This is a genomic window from Catenulispora rubra (genome assembly GCF_015356825.1).
GTDB lineage: Bacteria > Actinomycetota > Actinomycetes > Streptomycetales > Catenulisporaceae > Catenulispora > Catenulispora rubra.
The window spans coordinates 1-19,883 of record NZ_JAACYW010000216.1 but is presented as its reverse complement, the minus strand read 5'-3'; the positions used below and the strand labels follow the sequence as shown (position 1 = coordinate 19,883).

Below are 19,883 nucleotides of genomic sequence, written 5' to 3'. Positions count from 1 at the left end.
GGGCAAGATCGGGGGCAAGACCGGGGCGAGCGCTCGGAGCGGGTGCCGTCCGCGTCGACCGCCGAGCGGATTCTGGCTGCCTGGCGGGCTTTCGACCGCGATCCCGACGCGTTCGGGGGCGAATCAGGGCTCAGCGTCGCGCTGCCGATCATCGATCTGCTCGACGACGCCGTGGACCTCAGTCCAGGGCGCCACGTGCCGCGGCCGGACACCGGTCTGGGCTACGGCAGGCTCCTGGAGTACCGCACGGCCGCGCAGGAGGTCCTGGGCCGTCTGACCGACCTCCTGCCGCCGCTGGGCACCGAGGCGGCGCCTACCGCCGCCTGGCCGCTGACGACACTCGGCGATCTGGCCCGGGCCGGGGCGCTGAGCATCGGCGGTGACGCGGAGATCGCGGTCGGCGACGTCGTGGTGCCGGTCCTGGGCGGAGCGCTCGGCCAGGCGTGGGTCGTCGGCGAGGGCGACGCGGCCGTCGGCACGCTGCCGGGACGCGGGACGGCCGTGGTCCGGACCGACCCGGCGCGGTTGGACCCGTGGTTCGTCGCGGGATATCTGCGCAGCGACGCCGTGGCCCGGCAGGCGGTGAGCCACGCGTCCACCAGCAGCCGCATGGACCTGCGCAAGGCGCCGCTGCCGCGGCTTCCGCTGGAGCGGCAGCGCGGCTACGCCGAGGCGTTCCGGAGGATCGCGGAGTTCAGCGACGTCCTGCGGCAGGCCGCCGGCGCGGGCGAGCGGCTGGTCCAGGGCATCACCGACGCGCTCGCCGAGGGCAGCGTGGTCCCCTCCACCGGCGCGGGACAGCCCTGACCCGGAGGGTGTTCGCGCGGCTGGTTCGGCGCTCCCAACCTCAGTAATCTGAGCGCACTATGAGCGCTCCCCAGCCGCCTTCGGCCTATTACCCGCCGCCGTCGGCGGCCGTGCGGGCGGGGTCGTTCGTCGCCCGCGTGCTGTGGACGGTGATCCCGATCGCGACGGTCGGGCTGCTGGGCTGGGTGCCGGCGGTGCACATCGCCCGGCGGCGGCGCACCCCGGCGGCGTGGTGGTGGCTGGCGGGCATGGTGGCCGGGATGGTCGGCGAGTGCGTCCTGGTGTATCTGGTGCCTAACAACAAACACGGGAACGCGGAAGCCGGAGCCGGCGCGTTCGCCCTCAGCTACCTGATCACGGCGACCGTGTACGCCTGGCGCGGCTGCGGTCCCGAGCCGGCGCGACGGCAGCCGGAGGCGGCGCCGTACCCGTTTCCCTATCCGCACCCGGGGTACGGCAGCGCGGCGTGGCAGCCTGCCGCGTTCGGGAGCGCGCCGTCGACCCCGTATCCCGCGCCGACCGCCCCGTCGACTCCGACCTTTCTGCCGATGCCGCCGACTCCGCCGGTCACGCCGGTCGCGGCAGTCCCGGCGGTCGCGGCAGTCCCGGCGGCTGCCGCCCACGACATGGCCGCGGAGATCCAGGCCGATCTCAGGGAGCTGCGAGGCTTCCTCGGCGGCGAGGACGCCCGGTGACCCGGGGCCGGGTGATCGCCGGCCGCTACCGTCTGGACGTCCCGCTCGGCCGCGGCGGCATGGGCGAGGTGTGGCGGGCCTACGACGAGCGCCTGGACCGGCACGTCGCGGTCAAGCTGATCGCGGCCGGCGCCGCGCACCAGCCGGACCGGCCGATGCTGGCCAAGCGCTTCTCCCGGGAGTGCCGGGCGCTGGCCCGGATCGACCATCCGGGCGTGGTCGCCATCCACGACGCCGGGGTCGACGGCGAGCTGTACCTGGTGATGCAGCGGATCGACGGCATCAGCCTGGCCGACTTCGTCGCCGAGCGCGAGAGCGTGCCGTGGCCGCAGGCGGCGGCTCTCGGGGCGCAGATCGCGACGGTGCTGGCGGCGGTGCACGCGATCCCGGTGGTGCACCGGGATCTGAAGCCGGGCAACGTGATGCTGCGTCCCGACGGGACGGCGGTCCTGCTGGACCTGGGCATCGCGGCGGTGTTCGACCCGGATCTCAGCAAGCTGACGCGGACCGGCGAGTCCCTCGGCAGCCCCGGCTACATGGCGCCGGAGCAGGCGTCCTCCGGGGTCGCCGGGCCGGCGAGCGACCTGTACGCGCTGGGCTGCGTGTTGCACGAAGTCCTCACGGGCCGTCCGGTCTTCAACGCCCCGACGCCCTACGCGCTGTTCGCCAAGCACGCCACCGAGCCGCCGACGCCGGTCCGTACGCTGCGTCCCGACGTCCCGCCGGTGCTGGAGCAGCTGATCCTGGCGCTGTTGGCCAAGCAACCGCAGGCGCGGCCGGCATCGGCGCACGAGGTGTACGGCCGGCTCGCGGCGTTGCTGCCGAAGGGGCCGGCCGACACCGCCGACCTTCCCTTCGACCCCTTCCGACCGTTCCACTCGCCGATGGCCCCGCCGCCGGGCCCGGTCCCCGCGCCGCACCGCGCGGTGCAGGCCGCCGAGCGCAGCGGCCCGGAGATCGACCTCGCGACCGCGCTGGCCGAGGCCGAGCGGCTGGTCGGCGAGGGCAGCTACGCCCCGGCCGTGCAGATCCTCGGCTCCGCGCTGGCCTTCGCGCAGCACAAGCACGACCCGCACGGCCCCGTCGTGCGCGCCCTGCGCAAGCAGTACGCCAAGATCCTGATGCTCGACGGCCAGTCCGGCGCGGCGCTGACCGAGTTCGACCGGCTGGCCCGCACGGCCGCCGCCGACCACGGACCGGGCAGCGACGAGGCGCTCGGCTTCCGCTACCAGGCCGCGCAGTGCCGGGAGCAGACCGGCGACCTGGCCGGTGCGCTGGCCGAGTACCAGGCGGTCCTGCCGGCGTACATGGCGCTGCCGAACCACGACGCCCGCAAGGCGCTGGCGATGCGCGACCGGATCGGACGGCTGTTGGTCGCGACCGGGCAGCCGCAGCACGCGTGGCCGGTGCTGATGGGGGTGTTGCAGGACCAGGAGCGGATGCTGGGGCCGCAGCATCCTGACACGCTCGCGATGCGGGGCGTGGTGCAGCAGATCGGCGGCTTGCCGCAGGGCCGATGAGGTGCGGCAGTCCGGCGCGGGATAGACAGCTCGACGCCGGTTCGATCTCGGCACCGCATCACCGGCGCGGCACAGGCAGCATCCCCGGCTCGGCGCCGCCTCACCAACTCGGCACGGGGCTACCAGCTCTGCGCCGGCAGCATCCCCAGCTCGGTACCGCGTTACCGGCTCGGCACGGAGCTACCGGCTCTGCGCCAGCGGCACCCTCGGCTCGGTACCGCGTTACCCGCTGCACGGGGCTACCGGCTCTGCGCCGGCGGCATCCCCGGGTCGTGCAACCGTCGGATGATGATGTCGCGCTTGTGGATCCCCGTCTCCACCAGCTCCTCGGCGCGCATGAGCGAGCACTCGGCGACCGCGATCGCGACCGCCTCGGCGCCCGGGGTGGCCCGGTGGATGGCGCGGGCGATGAACGAGCCGGGCACCGGCAGGTCGAGCACGGTGCAGTTCTGCAGCCAGTCGGCATGGAACCGCGGCGCGATGACGGCACCCAGCCCGGTGGCGGCCATGATCTCCAAGGCAGCCGGGGTGAAGGCCAGGTGCTCGCGGGAGGGCACGATGCCGTGGAGATCGGCCAGGCGGCGGAAGCACCGGCCGCGGGCCGTGCCCGGCAGGGCACTGATCCAGGGCTTGCCCGACAGCTCCGCCGGACTGGCCGGGAGATCCCAGGAGATCGGGACGGCGATCCGGTACTCGTCTTCGATGAGCACGCGGGACACGTAGCCCGGCGGCAATGGGAACGCGGTGTCCCGGTCGTCCGCGACGAGCATGATGTCCACGCTCCCGGCGCGCAGCATCCGCAGCCCCTCGGCTTCTTCGACCTCGATGATCGTGGGCCGCAACTCGGGCTGACGCTGGGCCAGGACGGACACCGCGCCAGCAGCCACCAGCACCGTCCCGCCCGGCGCGACGGCCATCGTGACCGGCCCGGCGACCGTGCCGGTCAGGGTGGTCAGCTCGCGCTCGGCGTCGGCCAGCGAGTCGCCGATCCGGCTCCCGGCGCGGGCCAGGATCCGGCCCGCCTCGGTCAGTTCCAGCCGTCCCGCGCCCCGGTCCACCAACGCCAGGCCGGCCTCCCGCTCCAGCTTCGCCAGCTGCTGGGACACCGCCGAGGGCGTGTGCCCGAGCCGGCGAGCGGCCTGGGCCAGGCTGTCCGTCTCCGATATCGCCTGGAGCAGGAGCAGGCGGCGCGGGTCCAGATCCATGCGTCCATTAGCGCCGCTACATGGGGTGCTAAGCAAATCTCGGGGCCGTTTTCTGAGACGCTGTGCGAGTCTGGCGGCCATGACGCGGATACATTTTATCCCGTTCGTCGGGATCATAGGGATAAGTGCCATCGCACTCGCAGGGTGCGGCAGTTCATCGGGGACGACGGGCTCAGCACTCGCACCGAGCCAGAGCATCACTGCGGCGGGGAACAGCAATCAGAGCGCGCCGACCAGCGGCGGCAGTCCCGGCGGCGGATGGGCACTGTCGGCGCCGAAGTCAATCTTCGGCTTCGCCCAGATCCAGCCCCAGGCTGCCACGCTCAGCCAGATCCAGTCCGAACTCGCCAAGCACACAGCCCCGCTCGGGGTCAGGGGATCGCAGATCATTGCGGTCTATGACGACACGACCCACGACGTCTATGTCATCTTCGCCGGCTACAACGGCAGCGGCTTCAAGCCGGACAACATGAAGCCGGTCTTCACCGCCGCGCCGCTCTACACCACTGACGGGGCGGGCGACCACGTCGTGGAGAACCACGTGATGATCGACGCGGGACCGCACGGCGGCCTGGCCGGCTGCGGCTCCAGCACGATCGAGTCCGGCGGCCTGGCCGCGGAGAGCACGGACTGCATGTGGATGACAGCCACCACCATGGGCAGCATCACATACTATCCCAAACCAGACCACCAGCAGATGGTGTTCGGCACCGGCCCGGACGTCATGGGCAAGGTCATGCGAGATCTGCGGAACCTGGTCGAGCACCAGTCCTGACCCGGATTCCGTTACACCAGCCCGGAATCCCGCACCCGCACTTCCTTGGAGAACCGCGCCGACCACTGGCCGCGGTCGATGTTCAGCGCCGCCTCGGCCAGGCGCAGCCGCTGGATGTCGGCCGTGCCGGCGGGCGCGAGCACGTGGTAGGCGTCGCGCAGGTACCGTTCGATCCGGTACCGGGTCTGCAGGCCGCGGGCGCCGACGATGTCCATCGCCGCGCGCGCGGAGTCGATGGCGAACTCGACGTTGACCAGCTTGGCGTTCATCAGCTCGGTGTCGCAGGGCAGGCCCTGGTCCAGCAGGTAGACGGCGTGGTACGCGGCGAGGCGGGCCGTCATCAGCCGGGACTGCATGTCGCCGAGCCGGACCTTGATCGAGGAGATCTCGTGGATCGGGGCGTCGTAGAGCCGGCGCTGCTGGCAGTAGGCCACCGTGTCCTCGACGATCGCCTGGTGGATGCCCAGAGCCACCGCGGTGAGGTTCGGGCGCCCGTAAAGAGTGCTGGACGAGTAGGCCACGTCCAGCCCCTCGCCCTCCTGTCCGAGTCGGTTCTCCACGGGTATTCGGCAGTTCTCCATGACGATCTCGCCGAAGCTGAAACCGTGCAGGCCCATGGTCGGGTCCAGCGGTTCCAGGCGGACGCCGGGGCGGTCGTACTCGACCAGGAAGGCGCTCAGGCCCTTGGAACCGGGGCCGGTGCGGACCACGACGCCGTGTACGTGCCCGACGTGCGAGTTGCCGACGAACACCTTGCGGGCGTTCAGGATGTAGTGGTCGCCGTCGCGCACCGCGTTGCCGGACATGCCCAGCACGTGCCCGCCGGACTCCGGCTCGGTCACCGCGATGGTGGGCAGGCAGTTCCCGGTGGCGATCGGCGGAAGCCATCTTCGGCGCTGCGCCTCGGTGCCGAAGTGCAGGATCTTGGCCACGCCGAGCTGGGACGCCTGGACCATGGCGCCCATCGCCCCGGAGACCCGGGACAGCTCCTCGATGATGATGGTCTTGCCCAGGTGCCCGAGTTCCATCCCGCCGTACTCGGCCGGGATGGTCGCGCCGATCCAGCCGCGCCGGGCGATCGCCGCGGAGAGCTCGTGGTCGACCTCGCGGGAGTCCTCCATCTGCGCCACCCGCGGCCGCACGTGCTGCTCGGCGAAAGCCCGGACCTCCTCCCGCACCGCCTCATGCCGGTCGTTGGTGAAGACCTGGTTCATGAGTGCTGACACCGACTCTCTCCTCACCGTTGTACGGCGTTTCCGCGCGGGCCCGATCGTGATCGAAGAGCGCGCCAGCACTCATACCTATCACGTGATCATCGCCTGGCAATACAGTGTCCTGGCTCGTATATGCCGTGCCCCTCCGGGGTACGTGTTACTCCTGGGATTCAGATAGTGTCCGCAAGGTCCCCGATGTCCGAGGCGAGCGTTCTGGCCCGGCTCAGGACGGTTGCGCCGTCGCTGTCCCGCAGCCCCAGAGTCAGTACCGCGGCGTCGTGACCGGGGACCCGGACCGGGACCGCGGCGAAGATCACCGAGCCGGTCGCGGGCTCGTTCAACGGGATCGGCGCGGTGACCGTCGGCTCACCGCCGCGGTCCAGGTGCTCGATCACCGCCAGGATGCCTACCGGCGCGAGGTGCGGGTACGCCTCGGGAGCCGGCGTGCCGAGCATCTCCACAGTGCCGAAGAGCTGATCGTGCAAGGAGTTCGCGTACAGCACCTCCAGGCCCGGACGCGCGGCGATCATCGCCGTCCCGCCGACGCCCTCCAGCACCCCGGCGATTTTCTGCCGACCGCTGATTTCCGCCAGTACCTCGTCGCGCGCCGCCTTCAGCACCTGGAGGCCCTGATTGCCCCAGGAATTCCCCTCTGCTTCACTTCGGGGTGCCGGGTCGATCGCGCACACGGTGCCGATCACCGTTCCGTCGTCGTCGATCAAGGGCACGCCGATGTAGCTGCGCACGCCGAGCTCGTCCACCACCGGGTTGCCGCGGAAGCGGGAGAACTCGAAGACGTCGTCCAGGGTGAGCGCGGCCTTGCGGCCCACGACGTGCACGCAGAAACCCTGGTCCATGTCCATGAACCGGCCCGGGTCGCCCAGGAACGCCGGGTCGCCGCTGGCCGGCTCCTTGCCGTACAGGCCCACGAAGTACTGCCCGGACTCGCCGACCAGGTTCACCATCGCCGCGGTGGCGCCGGTGGCCTCGGCCGCGCGGCGCGCGACCTCGTCGAACACCGAGTCCGGCGTGCTGGCCAGTCCCAGTTCGCGCTGGCGGGCGGCGCGCGCGGTGGCGTCAGAGGGCGCCGGCCGGCCCAGCCGCAGGGCCGGGGTCTGGAAGTCGTCGCGCTCTGTCATATGTAGCTTCCTTCATGCGCGGCCGGCTCCGGGGCGGATGGCCGGACGGTCCGGTAGTCGGTGCTCTGCAGGTGCTTCACCAGCGCGATGAGGACGTTCACGGCCGAGGTGCGCGAGCGGGCGTCGCACATCACCACCGGCACCTCGGCGCGCAGCTGGAGCGCTTCACGCACCTCCACGGCGGTGTAGGCGAACTGCGCGCCCTCGAACTCGTTGACCGCGACCAGGAACGGGATCCCGGTGCGCTCGAAGTAGTCCACGGCCTCGAAGGAGTCCTCGATGCGGCGGGTGTCGACCAGCACGATGACGCCGAGCGCGCCGATGCACAGCTGGTCCCACATGAACCAGAACCGCTCCTGGCCGGGCAGCCCGAACAGGAACAGCACGTACTCGTTGGCGATGCTGATCCGGCCGAAGTCCAGGGCCACCGTGGTGGTGGTCTTGCCGCCGGTGAGCGCGATGTCGTCGTAGCCGACGCTGGCCTCGGTGATCGTCGCCTCGGTCTTCAGCGGCGCGATCTCGGAGACCGCCCCGACCAGCGTGGTCTTGCCGACGCCGAAGCCGCCGGCTATCAGGAGCTTGAGACCGCCGGGCAGCTCAGAGCTTGTAGAGGGCATCCAGCACCTTCTCCAGAAGGTCTGTGCTCGGCCGGGCCCGTTCGAAGACGGGCACGGGCGCGCGGGTGTCTATCGCGCGCCAGCCGAGCAGGTCGGACAGCAGGATCTTGGTCACGGCCAACGGGAGCCCGGACAGCGCCGAGACCTCGGCGACCGAGATCGGACGGTCGCACAGGCTCAGGATGTCGTCGTGGTCCGGGCCCAGGTCGCCCAGGGCCCGGCCGGTGGCCACCACGTAGGTCACCAGGTGGAAGTCGGCGTTCGGCGCCGTCCGGCCGCCGGCGACCGCGTACGGCCGGATGAGCCGGCCGGCCGCGGAGTCGACGAAGGCATCGGGATCGCTCCGGCTCACGACCGCGCCCGCGCCGCTGCCACCGCCCCGTTCCCGGCGTCCCGCGGGGCGGTGCGCAGTTCCCGCTCGACGGCGGTGACGCAGCGGTGCATCTCGAACCCGATCTGCTGGGGGTCGGCGCCGCGGTCGGCGAGCACGCCGATGCAGGTGCCGGGGCCGGCGGCGCCGACGCACAGGAACGCGCCGTCCAGCTCCACCACGACCTGGCGCACGCCGCCGGCGTGCACGGTCCTGCCGATGGCCGTGACGATGCCCCACATGCCGCTCTCGGCGGCGGCCAGGGTGTCGGCCTCGTCCTTGGTCAGACCGGTGGTGTAGGCGCGGACCAAACCGTCCGTCGACATCAGCAGCACGCTGCGGGCGGCCGGGATGCTCTGCAGCATCCGGTTGATCAGCCAGCTGAGATTCTCTTCGGTCTGGTTGCTGCTCACTGGTTCCACTCCTGACGGTTCGCGGTGGTGCGATCGTGCTGCGAAGGGTCCGGTCCGGCCGCCGGGGGGTCGGCCGGCGCGGTACCCGAGGACAGGCCTTGCCAGAAGTCCGACATCATCGTCGGCGACAGGGCGCCGCCGTCGTGCGGCCGGCTCTCCTGTCCTTCAGCCTGGATCAGGCGCGCGGAGATGTGGCCCTGGGGGGTGCGGCGGCGCAGCTGCGGACGGCCGTCGGGCAGCACGCCGGGCGTGGAGCCCGGCTGCGGCTGCGGGCCCGGCTGGGCGCCCGGCTGCGAACCCGGCTGCGAACCCGACAGAGAGCCCGGCTCGCCGACCGGCGGCTGCGGCGCACCGGCCTGGGACCACGGCGGCGCGCTGGTACCCGGGCCCTGGCCCGGGTACTGACCGGCCGACGGCGGCGGGTACGCGGCGGAGCCGGTGGGGCGCGGCACCGGCGCGGCCTGGACCGGCGTGGGGCCGCCGGTCGCCGTCGGCGGGGTGGTGGAGGGCCATTGCGGCTCGGCCGGGGCCGGCTGCGGCCGGATCGGCAGGCCCTGGGCCGACTGGGAGTAGCTCGGCTGCGACCCGGACGAGGATGCCGAGTGCGCCGATTGTGCCGAGGGCGCCGAGGCCAAATGGGACTGCTGGACCTGCTGGGCCTGCCGCGGTTCGGCGGGCCAGACCGAGGTCGCCGGAGCCGGGCGCGACAACTGGTCCGCGGCGGCCGGCGCGGCCGGCGCGGCCGGCGCGGTCGGCGCGGCCGGCGCGGTCGGCGAGGCCGACAAGGCGTCCCAGCCGGAGCCCGAACCCGACGCCTCGTCGGCGGCGTTCGTCGATGTCGACAACGCGTCCCAGGAGAAGCCGGAGCCCGACGGCTCAGACCCGCCGACCGGCGAGGTCGGCAGCGGGGGCACCTGCGACGTGGCCGGTGCGGGCAGCGGCGGCGTCGAGGCGGCCACCGGGGACAGCGAGGCGGCCGAGCTCGGGGCGGCGGCGGGGGCCGGCGTGACGACGTCCGGCAGCGAGACCAGAGCGGGGCGGGCCGGCAGCTGCGTGGTGTCGATGCCGCGCCGCGCGTGGCGGTTCTTGTCGGCGGCCAGCTCCTCGTTCGCCAGCAGCGCGTCCGGGATCACCACCAGGGCCATGGTGCCGCCGGTGACGTTCGGCGCCAGCTCGACGGCGATCCCGTGCCGCTGGGCCATCTTCGCGACCACGGACAGGCCGATGCGGCCCTGCGAGAGCAGGTCCCTGACGTTGGCGCCGGAGGGGTCGCGCAGCAGGGTGTTGAGCCGCCGGAACTGGTCCGGCTCCATGCCGATGCCGTGGTCGTTGATCTCGATCGCCAGCCCCGCGGACACCCGGTGCGCGCCGACGGTGACCTTGGTGGTCGGGTTCGAGTAGTTGGTGGCGTTCTCGACCAGTTCGGACAGGATGTGGATGACGTCGGAGACCGCGTGGCCGTGGATCCGGCCCGGGGCCCGGGGGATGACCTGCACGCGCGGGTAGTCGGGGGTCTCGGAGACCGCGGAGCGCTGCGCGACGGTGACCGGCACCGGATGCGTCCACTGCCGCTGCGGGAGCGCTCCCACCAGGACGCCGATGTTCTCGCCGTAGCGGCGGACCTGGGTGGCCTGGTGGTCGATGCCGAACAAGGACTTGAGGAGCTTGGGGTCCTCGACCTCGTTCTCCAGCTCGTCGAGCCGGTTGATCTGCTGCAGCACCAGGGTGAGCAGCCGGCGCACCAGCTGCGCGAAGATGACCTGCAGGTCCACGCCCTCGTCGGAGATGGACGTCGGGCCGGCCGCGGCCTTGATCGCGGCGGCCAGCGTCGCGGCCGCCTCGGTCGCGTTGGCGACGACCTGCGGGGGCATCGGGGGCGGCGGCGGAGCCTGCGGCGGGACCCGCTGCGGCAGCGGGGCCGGGGCCTGCTGCGGCCGAATCGGCGGCTGCTGCTGGTGCGGCGGCTGCGGCGGCATCGGCGGCATCGGCGCCTGGCGGCGCTCGGGTTCGGGGTAGGACACGAGTTCGGCCGTGCGGCCCGGACGCCCGGCGAGGGCGACGGTGGCCACGACGACCGCGAGTATCAGAGCGCCGAGCACGTAGACCGTCGTCATCGCACCGCCGCTGATGCGGTAGCCCGCCGAGTGCGCGCCGTTCACCACGATGACGATCGCGGCGGCCGCCAGCACCGCCGAGCACACCGAGGGGGCCACGATCCAGGCGGTCGGCCGCCGGCCGGCGGGCCGGCGCTCGGGAGCGGCGCCGAAGGCCGAGTGCCGGCCCGCACCGTGGCCGGGACGCGGCGCCTCCTGGACGCGGTCCGCCGCGGTCACCGGGCGTCACCACCGGAGTGGCTGCGACTGCGAGCAGATACGGAAGCCATATGCCAACCCTACGTTCTGAGTCGATTACGAAGTGGATACCGGCTCGAATTCGAAGAACATATCAGAAACCTGACAAAGATGTGCCATGATCGACCCTGGGCCCATTACATCAGGAGACGCGCGCGAGGCGATATCTGAGGGCGTGGATAAGGGTTTCACGCCGCGCGCGCAGGTACCCGCGCGAGGACGGGCCACCGGGTCCGCGCCGGGTACGTCAGCGCCGGATCATACGCCGCCGGGCGGATCGCGAAGGGCCGCGGGGGCGGCGTGCCGGTGAACGACACACCGGCGCGCCCCGTGCTCCGCACACAAGTTCCCACCCACACCCTCACCAACGCGCGAACCCGCGATCGGTTACGCGGGCTGTTTCAGCCTTCCGGGGTTCGGCGGGTTCGAACAGGTTCGGGGCGTAAAGACTTCGGAAAACCGGCTGCGCCGCCGGACAAACCTTTGGGACGCCTATATACAGACCTCTGATTTGCGACAAGTGGCAGATTGGTCTGGACCACCCGAGAAGATCGAGGTGGGGCGGCAGAAGTGACAAGGTTTCATCTTCGCCGCCGCCGGTATCACGCCTTGGTGAAGGATTTCAGCCGCTGCCACGCATCCTCGGCCGCCGCAGTGTGACCTGTCTCACCAAGATGGTTGTACTCGTAGAAGCCGTGCGGGTGGTTCCGATAGACCGCGATCTCATGCGGCCGACCGGCCGCGGCGGGACACACAGGGCACTGATAAAGTCATCTGGCAGCGCCTCGGCGCGGCCGTAGGCACCGGTCCAGGGACAGAAGGCGACGACGCCGGCCAGATCGGCGCCGAGCGCCTCGGGCGCGACCGTGCCGGAGTAGAGCGCGTGCGCACCGCCGACGCAGAAGCTCGGTGAAACCGGCGCGGGCTGCCGGTACCGTGGCCTGGTGAACAAGCGGTCATTAGTGGTCGGCGGACTCCGGATGAACGTGGTCGAGGCCGGTACCGGTCCCGCCGTCGTGCTGCTGCACGGGTTCCTGAACCACTCCTACTCCTGGCGGCACCAGCTCCGTGACCTCGCCGCCGCCGGCTACCACGTGCTCGCGCCGGACCTGCGCGGCTACGGGGAGACCGGCCGTCCGGACGACGCCGGCCAGTACTCGATGCTGCACCTGGTCGGGGACGTGGTCGGACTGCTCGACGGGTTCCGGATCGAGCGGGCGACGGTGGTCGGCCACGACTGGGGCTCGACGCTGGCGTGGAACACCGCGCTGATGCGGCCCGACCGGGTGCGCGGCGTGGTCGGGATGAGCGTGCCGTATGTGCCGCGCAGCGAAATCGGCCTGCTGACCGCGATGCGCGAGCGGTTCGGCGACTCCTTTTACATGCAGTACTTCCAGGAGCACGGCCCGGCGGACCGGGAGCTGGCGCGGGACGTCCCGGCAACGTTCCGCAGTGTGCTGGGATCCGGATCGGAGCCGTGGGATCCGGTCGTCCCGGAGGGCGGCGGATGGCTGGACTGCCTGCCGGACAAAGGGGTTCCGGACTGGCTGTCGCCCGCCGATCTCGACGAGCACGTCGCCACATTCGAGCGCACCGGATTCACCGGCGCCCTCAACTGGTACCGGAACCTGGAGCGGAACCACGAACTCACGGCCGCCTGGCAGCACGCGCCGATCCAGGCGCCGGCACTGTTCCTCTACGGGACGCGGGACGCGTTCAGCCGCTACGCGTCGGCGCTGATCGAGGAGCTGCCGAGCCACGCGCCGGACCTGCGGGGCGTGGTGCGGCTGGACGCAGGGCACTGGGTTCAGCATGAGCGGCCCGACGAGGTGACGGCGGCGTTGGTCGACTTCCTCGACCGCGATCGCTGAGCTGAGCGCACGGGGAACCTCATCGACTACCGACCGGAACCCGGTGTTCGAAGTGCCGGCTGAGTTGCCGCGCTGAGGGCCGCCTGCAGGGTGCTGAGATCTGGTGGCAGGGGGCGATAGCCTTCCCTCTTCCACCGGTCCGCGCCCGGGCTCGCCTTGGCGCCCCTACCCTCAGGAGCCGTGCAATGGCCCAGGTCAGGCTGCCGCGTCAGCGTTCGTCGGAGACCGTCAGCGTTCTGGTCGGCGGGTATGCCGGCCGGGTCACGGTGGTGCGGCCCGATGATCGGCCGCCGCAGGTATCGCTGATGGCCGGGGCGCACGGGTCGACCGTCGCGGGGTTCGCCGACGCCATCGGCACCGCGATCAGCCTGGGGCTGGCGAACGGCGCCGGGTTCGACGACTACCGGGTGGCGCTGGAGCTGCTGGGGCTCAGCGCCGAACAGCTCGGTCGGGGATAAGGCGGCACCGCCCTCAGCCGCCTCCCCTCCACCCACCTGCGTTCCACCCGCCTTCCACCCCCGGATGGAAGCGACTCCAACCGGCCGCCTGCGAATCTTGCATTGTCAGCAAGAACGGGCAGGTCAAGAGGGGAAAAGATCATGGACGCCAGCGTGTGGATCGTCAACATCGCGGTTCTGGCCTCGGTGCTCGGCACCGACCTGGGACGGCGCAAGGTGGGGACGGCGCGGCTGCTGCGGCCGGCGATCGTGGCCGCGGTGATCGTCCCGCTGTATGTGAAGCACCCGGCCACCTCCGGGAGCGGGCTGGTGCTGGAGCTGGCCGCGGCGGCCCTCGGGCTGCTGCTCGGCCTCGGCGCCGCCGCACTGCTGAAGGTGCACCACGACCCGAAGGACAACACCGTCTACACCAAGGCCGGGGCCTCGTACGCGGCGCTGTGGACCGCGGTCATCGGCGCGCGGCTGCTCTTCGTCTACGGCTCGAACCACTGGTTCACCGCGCAGCTCGGCCGCTGGATGTTCCAGCACCAGATCTCGGTGAACGCGCTGACCGACGCCCTGGTCGTGATGGCCATCGCGATGCTGCTGGGCCGGACCGGGACGCTGGCCGCCAAGCGCCGGGCCGCTCTCCTCGGGCACGCCACCGGGGCGGCGTCGCGCAGCGCGCAGACCGTGCGGTAGCGCCGGGCGTGACAACTCGACCGAACATCTCCCTTCCGAGGCCGCCGGGCATATTCGCCCGGCGGCCTCGGGGTGCGTGGGGCCCGGCCCGCATCAGCGGCAAGGCCGCACGAGGGAACGGATAGGCGAAGACGTGTTCGCCTTTGTAGACTCGAAAGCTGCCATAACACCTTCACCGCACGGGGGAACCACAGGATGTCCACGGCTGCCGACACGGCGCACAGCAAGCCCATCACCTACCGCCTGGACCTGGGCGAGGGGTGGACCCGGATCCGCCTGGACGAGCACGCCGAGGCCGACGTCAGCGCCTTCCTGGACCGGGCCTTCGCCGCGGTGCCGGCCGACGCCGCCGAGGCCGGCCGCGGCCTGATCGCCGGCCGGCTGAACACCCAGATCGCCGCCGGACGCGCCAAGGGCGGGATCGACTTCTACATCCCGACGCCCGGCGCGGGGCCGGTGCCGGCGCTGACCGTGATGGCCTCCGAGGTGAAGATCCCGAGCGCGGCGGTCCCGGAGCCGGCGGACGTGGTGGCCCGGGTCGCCGCCTCCAACCCGACCGCGCGGACCGGCGTGATCGCCGGGATGCCGGCCGTGCGCATCGACCGCAGCGCCGGGCTCGACCCCGAGGCCGAGGCCGCCGGGGAGGACGCGGACGACGCTGACGACGACGGCCCGCAGCCGCCCCGGCCCCGGCACATCGAGTACGTCGTCCCGGTGGCCGGCGACCCGGACCACCGCTGGCTCTCGATCGCGCTGACCGGCCAGGCCGGCCCGGGCGCGGACGAGGCGAAGGTGGACGCCGCGGTCTCGCGGTTCGACCAGGCGGTCGCGGAGCTGGCTTGGACTGAGGATGAGGGCGAGGGGTCGGCCTCCTGAGAACGCTGTACTTCCCGGACCGGGCCGTAGAGGCGAGAATCCGCGGCCCGGTCTGCTTTCCGGAAGTGGCGTGTCGTCTCAGTACACGCCTCAGTACACAGTTCAGTACACGGTCTCGGGTCAGTACACGGTCTCGGGCGGGTCGTAGAGCCGCAGCCCGTCGGTGAGCAGCCCCGCGCGCTTCACCGTGCGCAGCACCGTCACCACTTCAAGCTGCGCGACCTCCTTGATCGCGCCGAGCCGGCCGGTCATGTACTCGTACAGGTCCTCGATCTCGCGGCACACCACCACGGTCGTCAGGTTGGTGGCCCCGGTGGTCGCCGCGACGAACGGCACCTCGGGGTGGGAGCCGATCGCGCGGCCGACCGCGTCCAGGTCCGAGGGCGCGACCGAGGCCGACATCAGGGCCTCGACATGGAAGCCCAGGTGCGCCGGCAGCACCTCGACGTCGAAGTAGAGCACGCCGTTCTCGGTCAGCTGCTCCATCCGGCGCCGGACGGTCGACTCGGACTTCCCGACGGCGGCGGCCAGCTCCGGATACGGCGTGCGGCCGTCCCGGGCCAGGACGGCGAGCAGCGCGCGGTCGGCGTCGTCGAGCTCGTACTCCCCCCACACTGTGGGGAAGTCCTGGCGCAGCGCGGCGACCTGGTCCGGGGCCAGTCCGGCGGCCAGGCCGGGCCAGCCACCGGGGCCGCCGACGAAGGCGTGCAGGATCGACTTCACCGACACCCCGGTCACCTGCCGGGTGCGGGGCAGCTTGTCGAGCAGCAGCGAGTCGCGCTCGTGCCGGCTGCGGGAGCGGGTCATGCAGGACACCTCGGTACCGCTGGCGTTGATCGTCACCCAGGCGATGTCCGGGCGGCGGGCCAGCGCGTCGGCGATCGCGCCGGACGCCCCGGGCACGCACTGCACCCGGACGTTGGACTCGTAATGGCCGACCCGGTTGCTCATCGGCAGGCCGATCACCCGCAGCAGGCCGTCGCCCCGCAGCCGGCGATAGCGGCGGGTCACGGTCTGGTCGGTGACGCCCAGCACTTCGGCCAGCCGGCTGAAGGACGCGCGGCCGTCGAGCATCAGGGCCTGGGCCAGCTGCCGGTCGAGCGCGTCGAACTCCTGGACCGCGGGGCTGGGCTGAACGGTGTCGCTGCGCTGCATGGTCGACATGGAAATCCATCATGCCAGGCGTGATGGTTATTGAAAACCGCCGCCATCGGTGATCTGGATAAGCGGATGCCGCCAACGGCTGGGACCGTCGGTACGACCGATCATCCCTACGCGTCCTCGAGGAGGACTCATGCGCAAGTGGCTGCCGCTGATCGCGGTCTGCTTGGGGACGTTCATGCTGTTGGTGGACGTCACCATCGTCACCGTCGCCCTGCCCGACATGGCACGGAACCTGAACACCACGTTCGCCGACCTGCAGTGGGTCATGGACGTCTACGCGCTGGTGCTGGCCGCGCTGCTGCTGGCCGCCGGGTCGCTCGGCGACCGGTCCGGGCACCGGAAGCTCTACGTCGCCGGGCTCGTGGTCTTCGCCGGCGCCTCGCTCGCCTGCGGCCTGGCCACCAGCCCCGGCGTGCTGATCGCGTTCCGCGCCGTGCAGGGCGTCGGCGGCGCGGCGATGCTCGCGACCACGGTCGCGCTGATCAGCCATCTGTACTCCGGGCGCGACCTGGGGACGGCCTTCGGCGTCTGGGGCGCGGTCAGCGGGGCCGCGGCGGCGGCCGGGCCGATCATGGGCGGGCTGCTGACCCAGCACCTGGACTGGCGGTGGATCTTCTTCGTCAACCTGCCGATCAGCGTGGTGGCGGTGGCGATGACGCTGCGGTACGTCGGCGAGTCGCGGGGCGAGCGGCGTTCGGGGGCTGACCTGCCGGGCCTGGTGACGTTCACCGCCGCGGCCGGGCTGGCGACGTACGCGCTGATCAAGGGCAACGACTACGGCTGGGGCTCGGCGCGGACCATCGGGGTGTTCGCCGGGGCGGCGGTGGCGCTGATCGCCTTCATCGTGGCGGAGCTGCGGGGGAAGACGCCGATGCTGGACCTGGGGCTGTTCCGGAAGGGGACGTTCACCGGTGTGATGATCGGTGCGCTGATGCTGTCCGGGGCGGCGTTCTCCTACTTCGCCTACGAGTCGCTGTGGTTGCAGTCGGCGCGGGGGATGGGACCGGTGACGGCCGGGCTGTGCTTCCTGCCGATGAGCTGCATGTCCTTCCTCACCGCAGGGCTCGGCGGACGGCTGCTGCAGGACCGGATCTCGCCGCGGGTGATGATCGGCGGCGGGCTGCTGCTGATCGCGGCGGGGTCGGCTGCGCAGATGGCGGTCGGCGCCGGGTCGAGCTGGACGGTGCTGGTGCCGGGGCTGGCGATCAGCGGGGTCGGGGTCGGGATGGCCACGCCGAGCCTGGTCTCGACGGCGGTCGCGGCGGTCGGGTATCAGCGCGCGGGGATGGCCAGCGGCGCGGTGAACACGGCGCGGCAGCTGGGGAACGCGCTGGGCATCGCGGTGCTCGGGGTGGTGTTCCACGCGGGGCTGGCGTCGTCGGTGCACGGTTCGGGCGTCGCGCGGCCGGCGGCGGTGACCGACGCGCTGGCGGCCGGGCAGGCGCAGGGCGTGCTGGCGGCCGGCGGGGCGGACCGGCGGGCCGGGCTGGAGCACGTGGTGCACGCGGCGTTCGCCTCCGGGCTGCGGTCGGCGTTCCTGGCGGCGGCCGTGATGGGGGTGGTCGGCGGGCTGGCGGTGCTGGCGCTGGTGCGGCGGCCGAGCGGGGCGCAGGGCGGGGGACACGGTGCGGGCTCGGACGGGGGACAGGGGCAGTCGGCGTCGGCGTCGGCGGAGTGGTCGGGGGCTGACGCCGTGACCATCGCTGCGGAGGCCTAGAACCGACCGACACGCTAGCTATCAAAATCCGGGGATTCGCCCTCTGCCATGGCTAATGTCCTACCCGGTCTTCCGGGTAGGACGAGCAGAGGGCGAGTCTCCATGGTTGGGCGGTTCAGGCACCTCACGGCCACGTTGGTGGCCACGGCGCTGCTGACGGGGCCGAGCACGCTGTCGGCCACGGCCACGGCGGCGACGGTTGTGGATGGTCCTACTACTGCGCGGATCGGGTTGGCCGGCGCTGACCCGGACGGGTTGCAGCGGTTCGCGGCGGCGGTGTCGGATCCGCACAGCGCGCAGTACCGGCACTTCCTGACGCCGGAGGAGGCGCAGGCGGAGTTCGGGCCGACGGCGGCGCAGCTGAAGAAGGTGCACACGTGGCTGGCCGGCGGCGGACTGACGGTCACCGGGGAGAACAGCCACTGGATCGACGTGACCGGGACGTCGGCGAAGATCCGGAAGGCGTTCGGGCGGCTGCCGCAGCTGCGGAGCAACCCGGGCGAGGAGCTGGCGGCGCGGGTGGCCGCGAAGGTGCCGCCGGCGCTGGTCGGGACGGTGTCGAGTGTGGCGGGGCTGGCACCGGAGACGCATGGGGTGCGGCAGTTCTCTTATCGGGTCGCGGCGGGGCCTCGGCGACGGGTGGTGGGCTCGGGTGGTGGCGGGGTGAATCCTGGCGGGCCTATGCAGCCTGCCGGACCTCAGGCTCCAAACACGCAGGTCAACCCTGGCGGGCCGATGCAGCCTGCTGACCCTCAGGCTCCAAACACGCAGGTCAACCCTGGTGGGCCGATGCAGCCTTCTGGGCCGGTTGGAGCTCGTTTGCCGGTCATCGTCGGCGGACCGATCAAGCGCAGCCTGCCACTCGGTCCCGGAGACCCGACGCTGCCGTCGACCGCGTCCACGGCGTGCTCGTCCGACTGGGGCAGCGAGTCCGCGACCGGCGTTCCGCAGGGCTACAACAAGCCCGATCCGCTCGTCGTCTGCGGCTACTCGCCGAAGCAGTTGCGCGCCGCGTACGGGATCACCGCGTCGGGGTTCACCGGCAAGGGCGTCATCATCGGGGTCGTCGACGCGTACGGCTCGCCGACGATGCGGGCCGATGCGAACCAGTTCGCGACGTCGGTCGGGGACAAGGCGTTCGGTGCGGGTCAGTACATGGAGTCGGTGGACCGAGGTGCGTGGAAGCACCTGGGCGACGGAGCGTGTGAGACCCCGGCGGCGTGGGACGGGGAGGAGGCGCTGGACGTGGAGATGGCGCACGGGCTCGCGCCGGACGCGGTCGTGCATTACTTCGGCGCCGCTTCGTGCCAGGACCAGGACATCGCCGCGACGCTGGCCTCGATTGTGGACAAGCACCTGGCCGACACCGTCACCGGGTCCTTCGGCGAGATCATGCACTCCTCGGACCAGGGCGTGGATCCGGCGGTGGTCGACCAGGAGAACAAGATCTTCGCCATCGGGGCGGCCGAGGGCATCGGGTTCGCGTTCGCCACCGGGGACTGCGGGGACCAGGCGCCGGGGCTGACCGGGCCGGGGTGCGACGCGGGGTCGGCGGGGGCGCAGGTGGAGTGGCCGGCGGCGTCGCCGTGGGTGACCGCGGTCGGCGGCACGGCGCTGGCGCTCGGGCCGACCGGGACGCGGCACTGGGAGGTGCCGATGGGCGACCTGCGCTCGGACCTGTCGACGGACGGGAGCAAGTGGGCGCCGATGCCCGGCCGGTTCTTCTTCGGCGGGGGCGGGGGCGCGAGTGCGGACTTCGCGCAGCCGGCGTATCAGAAGGGCGTGGTGCCGAAGGATTTGGCGCAGGTCGCGGTCGCGGCTGGCAGCGCCTCGACGGGTACGAAGGGCGCGGCCGGTTCGAAGGGCACGGTGAGTTCGCCCGACGCGGCTGGACCGGTTGGACCGGTTGGCCCGATCGGCCCAACGGACCCGACCGGCACGCCTGGGCCGACCGGACCTACCGGACCTACCGGACCGACCGTCAAGCCAAGCCCGCCACCCACCACGACC

19 protein-coding genes are annotated in these 19,883 nt (G+C 72.0%); 10 read left to right on the top strand and 9 right to left on the bottom strand.

The genetic code is table 11. The annotated features are described in order from the left end of the window. The 3 genes from GWK61_RS39065 to GWK61_RS39055 form a co-directional block, all read left to right on the top strand. The coding region (locus GWK61_RS39065; RefSeq protein ID WP_228563665.1) for a restriction endonuclease subunit S domain-containing protein at window positions 1-807 on the top strand (807 nt) is incomplete at its 5' end. Between the two features lie 59 nt (window positions 808-866). Further along, the gene (locus GWK61_RS39060; protein WP_194916750.1) at window positions 867-1,502 is read left to right on the top strand and encodes a hypothetical protein; all 636 of its coding nucleotides are present in this window, start codon (window positions 867-869) and stop codon (window positions 1,500-1,502) included. Then, window positions 1,499-3,022 carry a serine/threonine-protein kinase gene (locus GWK61_RS39055; RefSeq protein ID WP_194916749.1) on the top strand — a complete coding sequence of 508 codons (1,524 nt, stop codon included), beginning with the start codon at window positions 1,499-1,501 and terminating at the stop codon, window positions 3,020-3,022. Before GWK61_RS39060 ends, GWK61_RS39055 begins: the two co-directional genes overlap by 4 nt. 239 nt (window positions 3,023-3,261) lie before the next feature. Here GWK61_RS39055 and GWK61_RS39050 read toward each other — a convergent pair whose 3' ends face one another. Next, on the bottom strand, window positions 3,262-4,227 hold the full coding sequence (locus GWK61_RS39050) for a LysR family transcriptional regulator (protein ID WP_194916748.1): 966 nt from the start codon (window positions 4,225-4,227) through the stop codon (window positions 3,262-3,264). 79 nt (window positions 4,228-4,306) lie between these two features. On the opposite strand from GWK61_RS39050, the gene GWK61_RS39045 reads away from it, so the two are divergent. Further along, a complete protein-coding gene (locus GWK61_RS39045) occupies window positions 4,307-5,002 on the top strand; it encodes a hypothetical protein (protein ID WP_194916747.1) in 696 nt (231 codons plus the stop codon). 11 nt (window positions 5,003-5,013) lie between these two features. Here the strand turns inward: GWK61_RS39045 and GWK61_RS39040 are convergent, their stop codons facing one another. From GWK61_RS39040 to GWK61_RS61610, 7 genes are all read right to left on the bottom strand, one after another. Next, on the bottom strand, window positions 5,014-6,216 hold the full coding sequence (locus GWK61_RS39040) for an acyl-CoA dehydrogenase family protein (RefSeq protein ID WP_194916753.1): 1,203 nt from the start codon (window positions 6,214-6,216) through the stop codon (window positions 5,014-5,016). 170 nt (window positions 6,217-6,386) lie between these two features. Then, complete coding sequence (locus GWK61_RS39035; protein ID WP_194916746.1) at window positions 6,387-7,355, bottom strand: GAF domain-containing protein; 969 nt, start codon at window positions 7,353-7,355, stop codon at window positions 6,387-6,389. Next, window positions 7,352-7,972, bottom strand: coding sequence for a GTP-binding protein (locus GWK61_RS39030; RefSeq protein ID WP_194916745.1), 621 nt, complete (start codon window positions 7,970-7,972; stop codon window positions 7,352-7,354). The genes GWK61_RS39035 and GWK61_RS39030 overlap by 4 nt, the downstream gene beginning before the upstream one ends. Further along, complete coding sequence (locus GWK61_RS39025; protein WP_194916744.1) at window positions 7,953-8,324, bottom strand: DUF742 domain-containing protein; 372 nt, start codon at window positions 8,322-8,324, stop codon at window positions 7,953-7,955. Before GWK61_RS39025 ends, GWK61_RS39030 begins: the two co-directional genes overlap by 20 nt. Next, entirely contained in the window at window positions 8,321-8,755 is a 435-nt protein-coding gene (locus tag GWK61_RS39020) for a roadblock/LC7 domain-containing protein (protein WP_194916743.1), read from the bottom strand. Before GWK61_RS39020 ends, GWK61_RS39025 begins: the two co-directional genes overlap by 4 nt. Beyond that, complete coding sequence (locus tag GWK61_RS39015; RefSeq protein ID WP_194916742.1) at window positions 8,752-11,088, bottom strand: sensor histidine kinase; 2,337 nt, start codon at window positions 11,086-11,088, stop codon at window positions 8,752-8,754. The genes GWK61_RS39020 and GWK61_RS39015 overlap by 4 nt, the downstream gene beginning before the upstream one ends. Before the next feature lie 620 nt (window positions 11,089-11,708). Then, the gene (locus GWK61_RS61610; protein ID WP_194916741.1) at window positions 11,709-11,861 is read right to left on the bottom strand and encodes a dienelactone hydrolase family protein; all 153 of its coding nucleotides are present in this window, start codon (window positions 11,859-11,861) and stop codon (window positions 11,709-11,711) included. Window positions 11,862-12,050: 189 nt separating this feature from the next. Here GWK61_RS61610 and GWK61_RS39005 point away from each other — a divergent pair, with 189 nt between their 5' ends. The 4 genes from GWK61_RS39005 (at window position 12,051) to GWK61_RS38990 (ending at window position 14,992) form a co-directional block, all read left to right on the top strand. Next, window positions 12,051-12,977, top strand: coding sequence for an alpha/beta fold hydrolase (locus GWK61_RS39005; RefSeq protein WP_323747952.1), 927 nt, complete (start codon window positions 12,051-12,053; stop codon window positions 12,975-12,977). Window positions 12,978-13,162: 185 nt separating this feature from the next. Continuing rightward, window positions 13,163-13,435, top strand: a complete 273-nt coding sequence (locus GWK61_RS39000; protein WP_194916740.1) for a hypothetical protein — start codon at window positions 13,163-13,165, stop codon at window positions 13,433-13,435. A gap of 141 nt (window positions 13,436-13,576) precedes the next feature. Continuing rightward, window positions 13,577-14,116 carry a hypothetical protein gene (locus tag GWK61_RS38995; RefSeq protein WP_194916739.1) on the top strand — a complete coding sequence of 180 codons (540 nt, stop codon included), beginning with the start codon at window positions 13,577-13,579 and terminating at the stop codon, window positions 14,114-14,116. A 195-nt stretch (window positions 14,117-14,311) separates the two neighbouring features. Next, the gene (locus GWK61_RS38990; RefSeq protein WP_194916738.1) at window positions 14,312-14,992 is read left to right on the top strand and encodes a hypothetical protein; all 681 of its coding nucleotides are present in this window, start codon (window positions 14,312-14,314) and stop codon (window positions 14,990-14,992) included. 120 nt (window positions 14,993-15,112) lie between these two features. Here the strand turns inward: GWK61_RS38990 and GWK61_RS38985 are convergent, their stop codons facing one another. Beyond that, entirely contained in the window at window positions 15,113-16,156 is a 1,044-nt protein-coding gene (locus GWK61_RS38985) for an Lrp/AsnC family transcriptional regulator (protein ID WP_228563664.1), read from the bottom strand. Between the two features lie 130 nt (window positions 16,157-16,286). On the opposite strand from GWK61_RS38985, the gene GWK61_RS38980 reads away from it, so the two are divergent. Together GWK61_RS38980 and GWK61_RS58900 are read left to right on the top strand one after the other, a co-directional pair. Next, window positions 16,287-17,873, top strand: coding sequence for an MFS transporter (locus GWK61_RS38980; RefSeq protein WP_194916737.1), 1,587 nt, complete (start codon window positions 16,287-16,289; stop codon window positions 17,871-17,873). A 102-nt stretch (window positions 17,874-17,975) separates the two neighbouring features. Beyond that, window positions 17,976-19,883 (top strand): S53 family peptidase (locus tag GWK61_RS58900; RefSeq protein ID WP_194916736.1); only part of this gene is annotated, 1,908 nt, incomplete at its 3' end.

Bases quoted from the DNA above. Each gene is read 5' to 3' on its own strand.
- GWK61_RS39060 (WP_194916750.1), top strand. From the start codon at position 867: ATGAGCGCTCCCCAGCCGCCTTCGGCCTATTACCCGCCGCCGTCGGCG.
- GWK61_RS39050 (WP_194916748.1), bottom strand. From the start codon at position 4,227: ATGGATCTGGACCCGCGCCGCCTGCTCCTGCTCCAGGCGATATCGGAG.
- GWK61_RS39045 (WP_194916747.1), top strand. From the start codon at position 4,307: ATGACGCGGATACATTTTATCCCGTTCGTCGGGATCATAGGGATAAGT.
- GWK61_RS39040 (WP_194916753.1), bottom strand. From the start codon at position 6,216: ATGAACCAGGTCTTCACCAACGACCGGCATGAGGCGGTGCGGGAGGAG.
- GWK61_RS39035 (WP_194916746.1), bottom strand. From the start codon at position 7,355: ATGACAGAGCGCGACGACTTCCAGACCCCGGCCCTGCGGCTGGGCCGG.
- GWK61_RS39030 (WP_194916745.1), bottom strand. From the start codon at position 7,972: ATGCCCTCTACAAGCTCTGAGCTGCCCGGCGGTCTCAAGCTCCTGATA.
- GWK61_RS39000 (WP_194916740.1), top strand. From the start codon at position 13,163: ATGGCCCAGGTCAGGCTGCCGCGTCAGCGTTCGTCGGAGACCGTCAGC.
- GWK61_RS38995 (WP_194916739.1), top strand. From the start codon at position 13,577: ATGGACGCCAGCGTGTGGATCGTCAACATCGCGGTTCTGGCCTCGGTG.
- GWK61_RS38990 (WP_194916738.1), top strand. From the start codon at position 14,312: ATGTCCACGGCTGCCGACACGGCGCACAGCAAGCCCATCACCTACCGC.
- GWK61_RS38985 (WP_228563664.1), bottom strand. From the start codon at position 16,156: ATGTCGACCATGCAGCGCAGCGACACCGTTCAGCCCAGCCCCGCGGTC.
- GWK61_RS38980 (WP_194916737.1), top strand. From the start codon at position 16,287: ATGCGCAAGTGGCTGCCGCTGATCGCGGTCTGCTTGGGGACGTTCATG.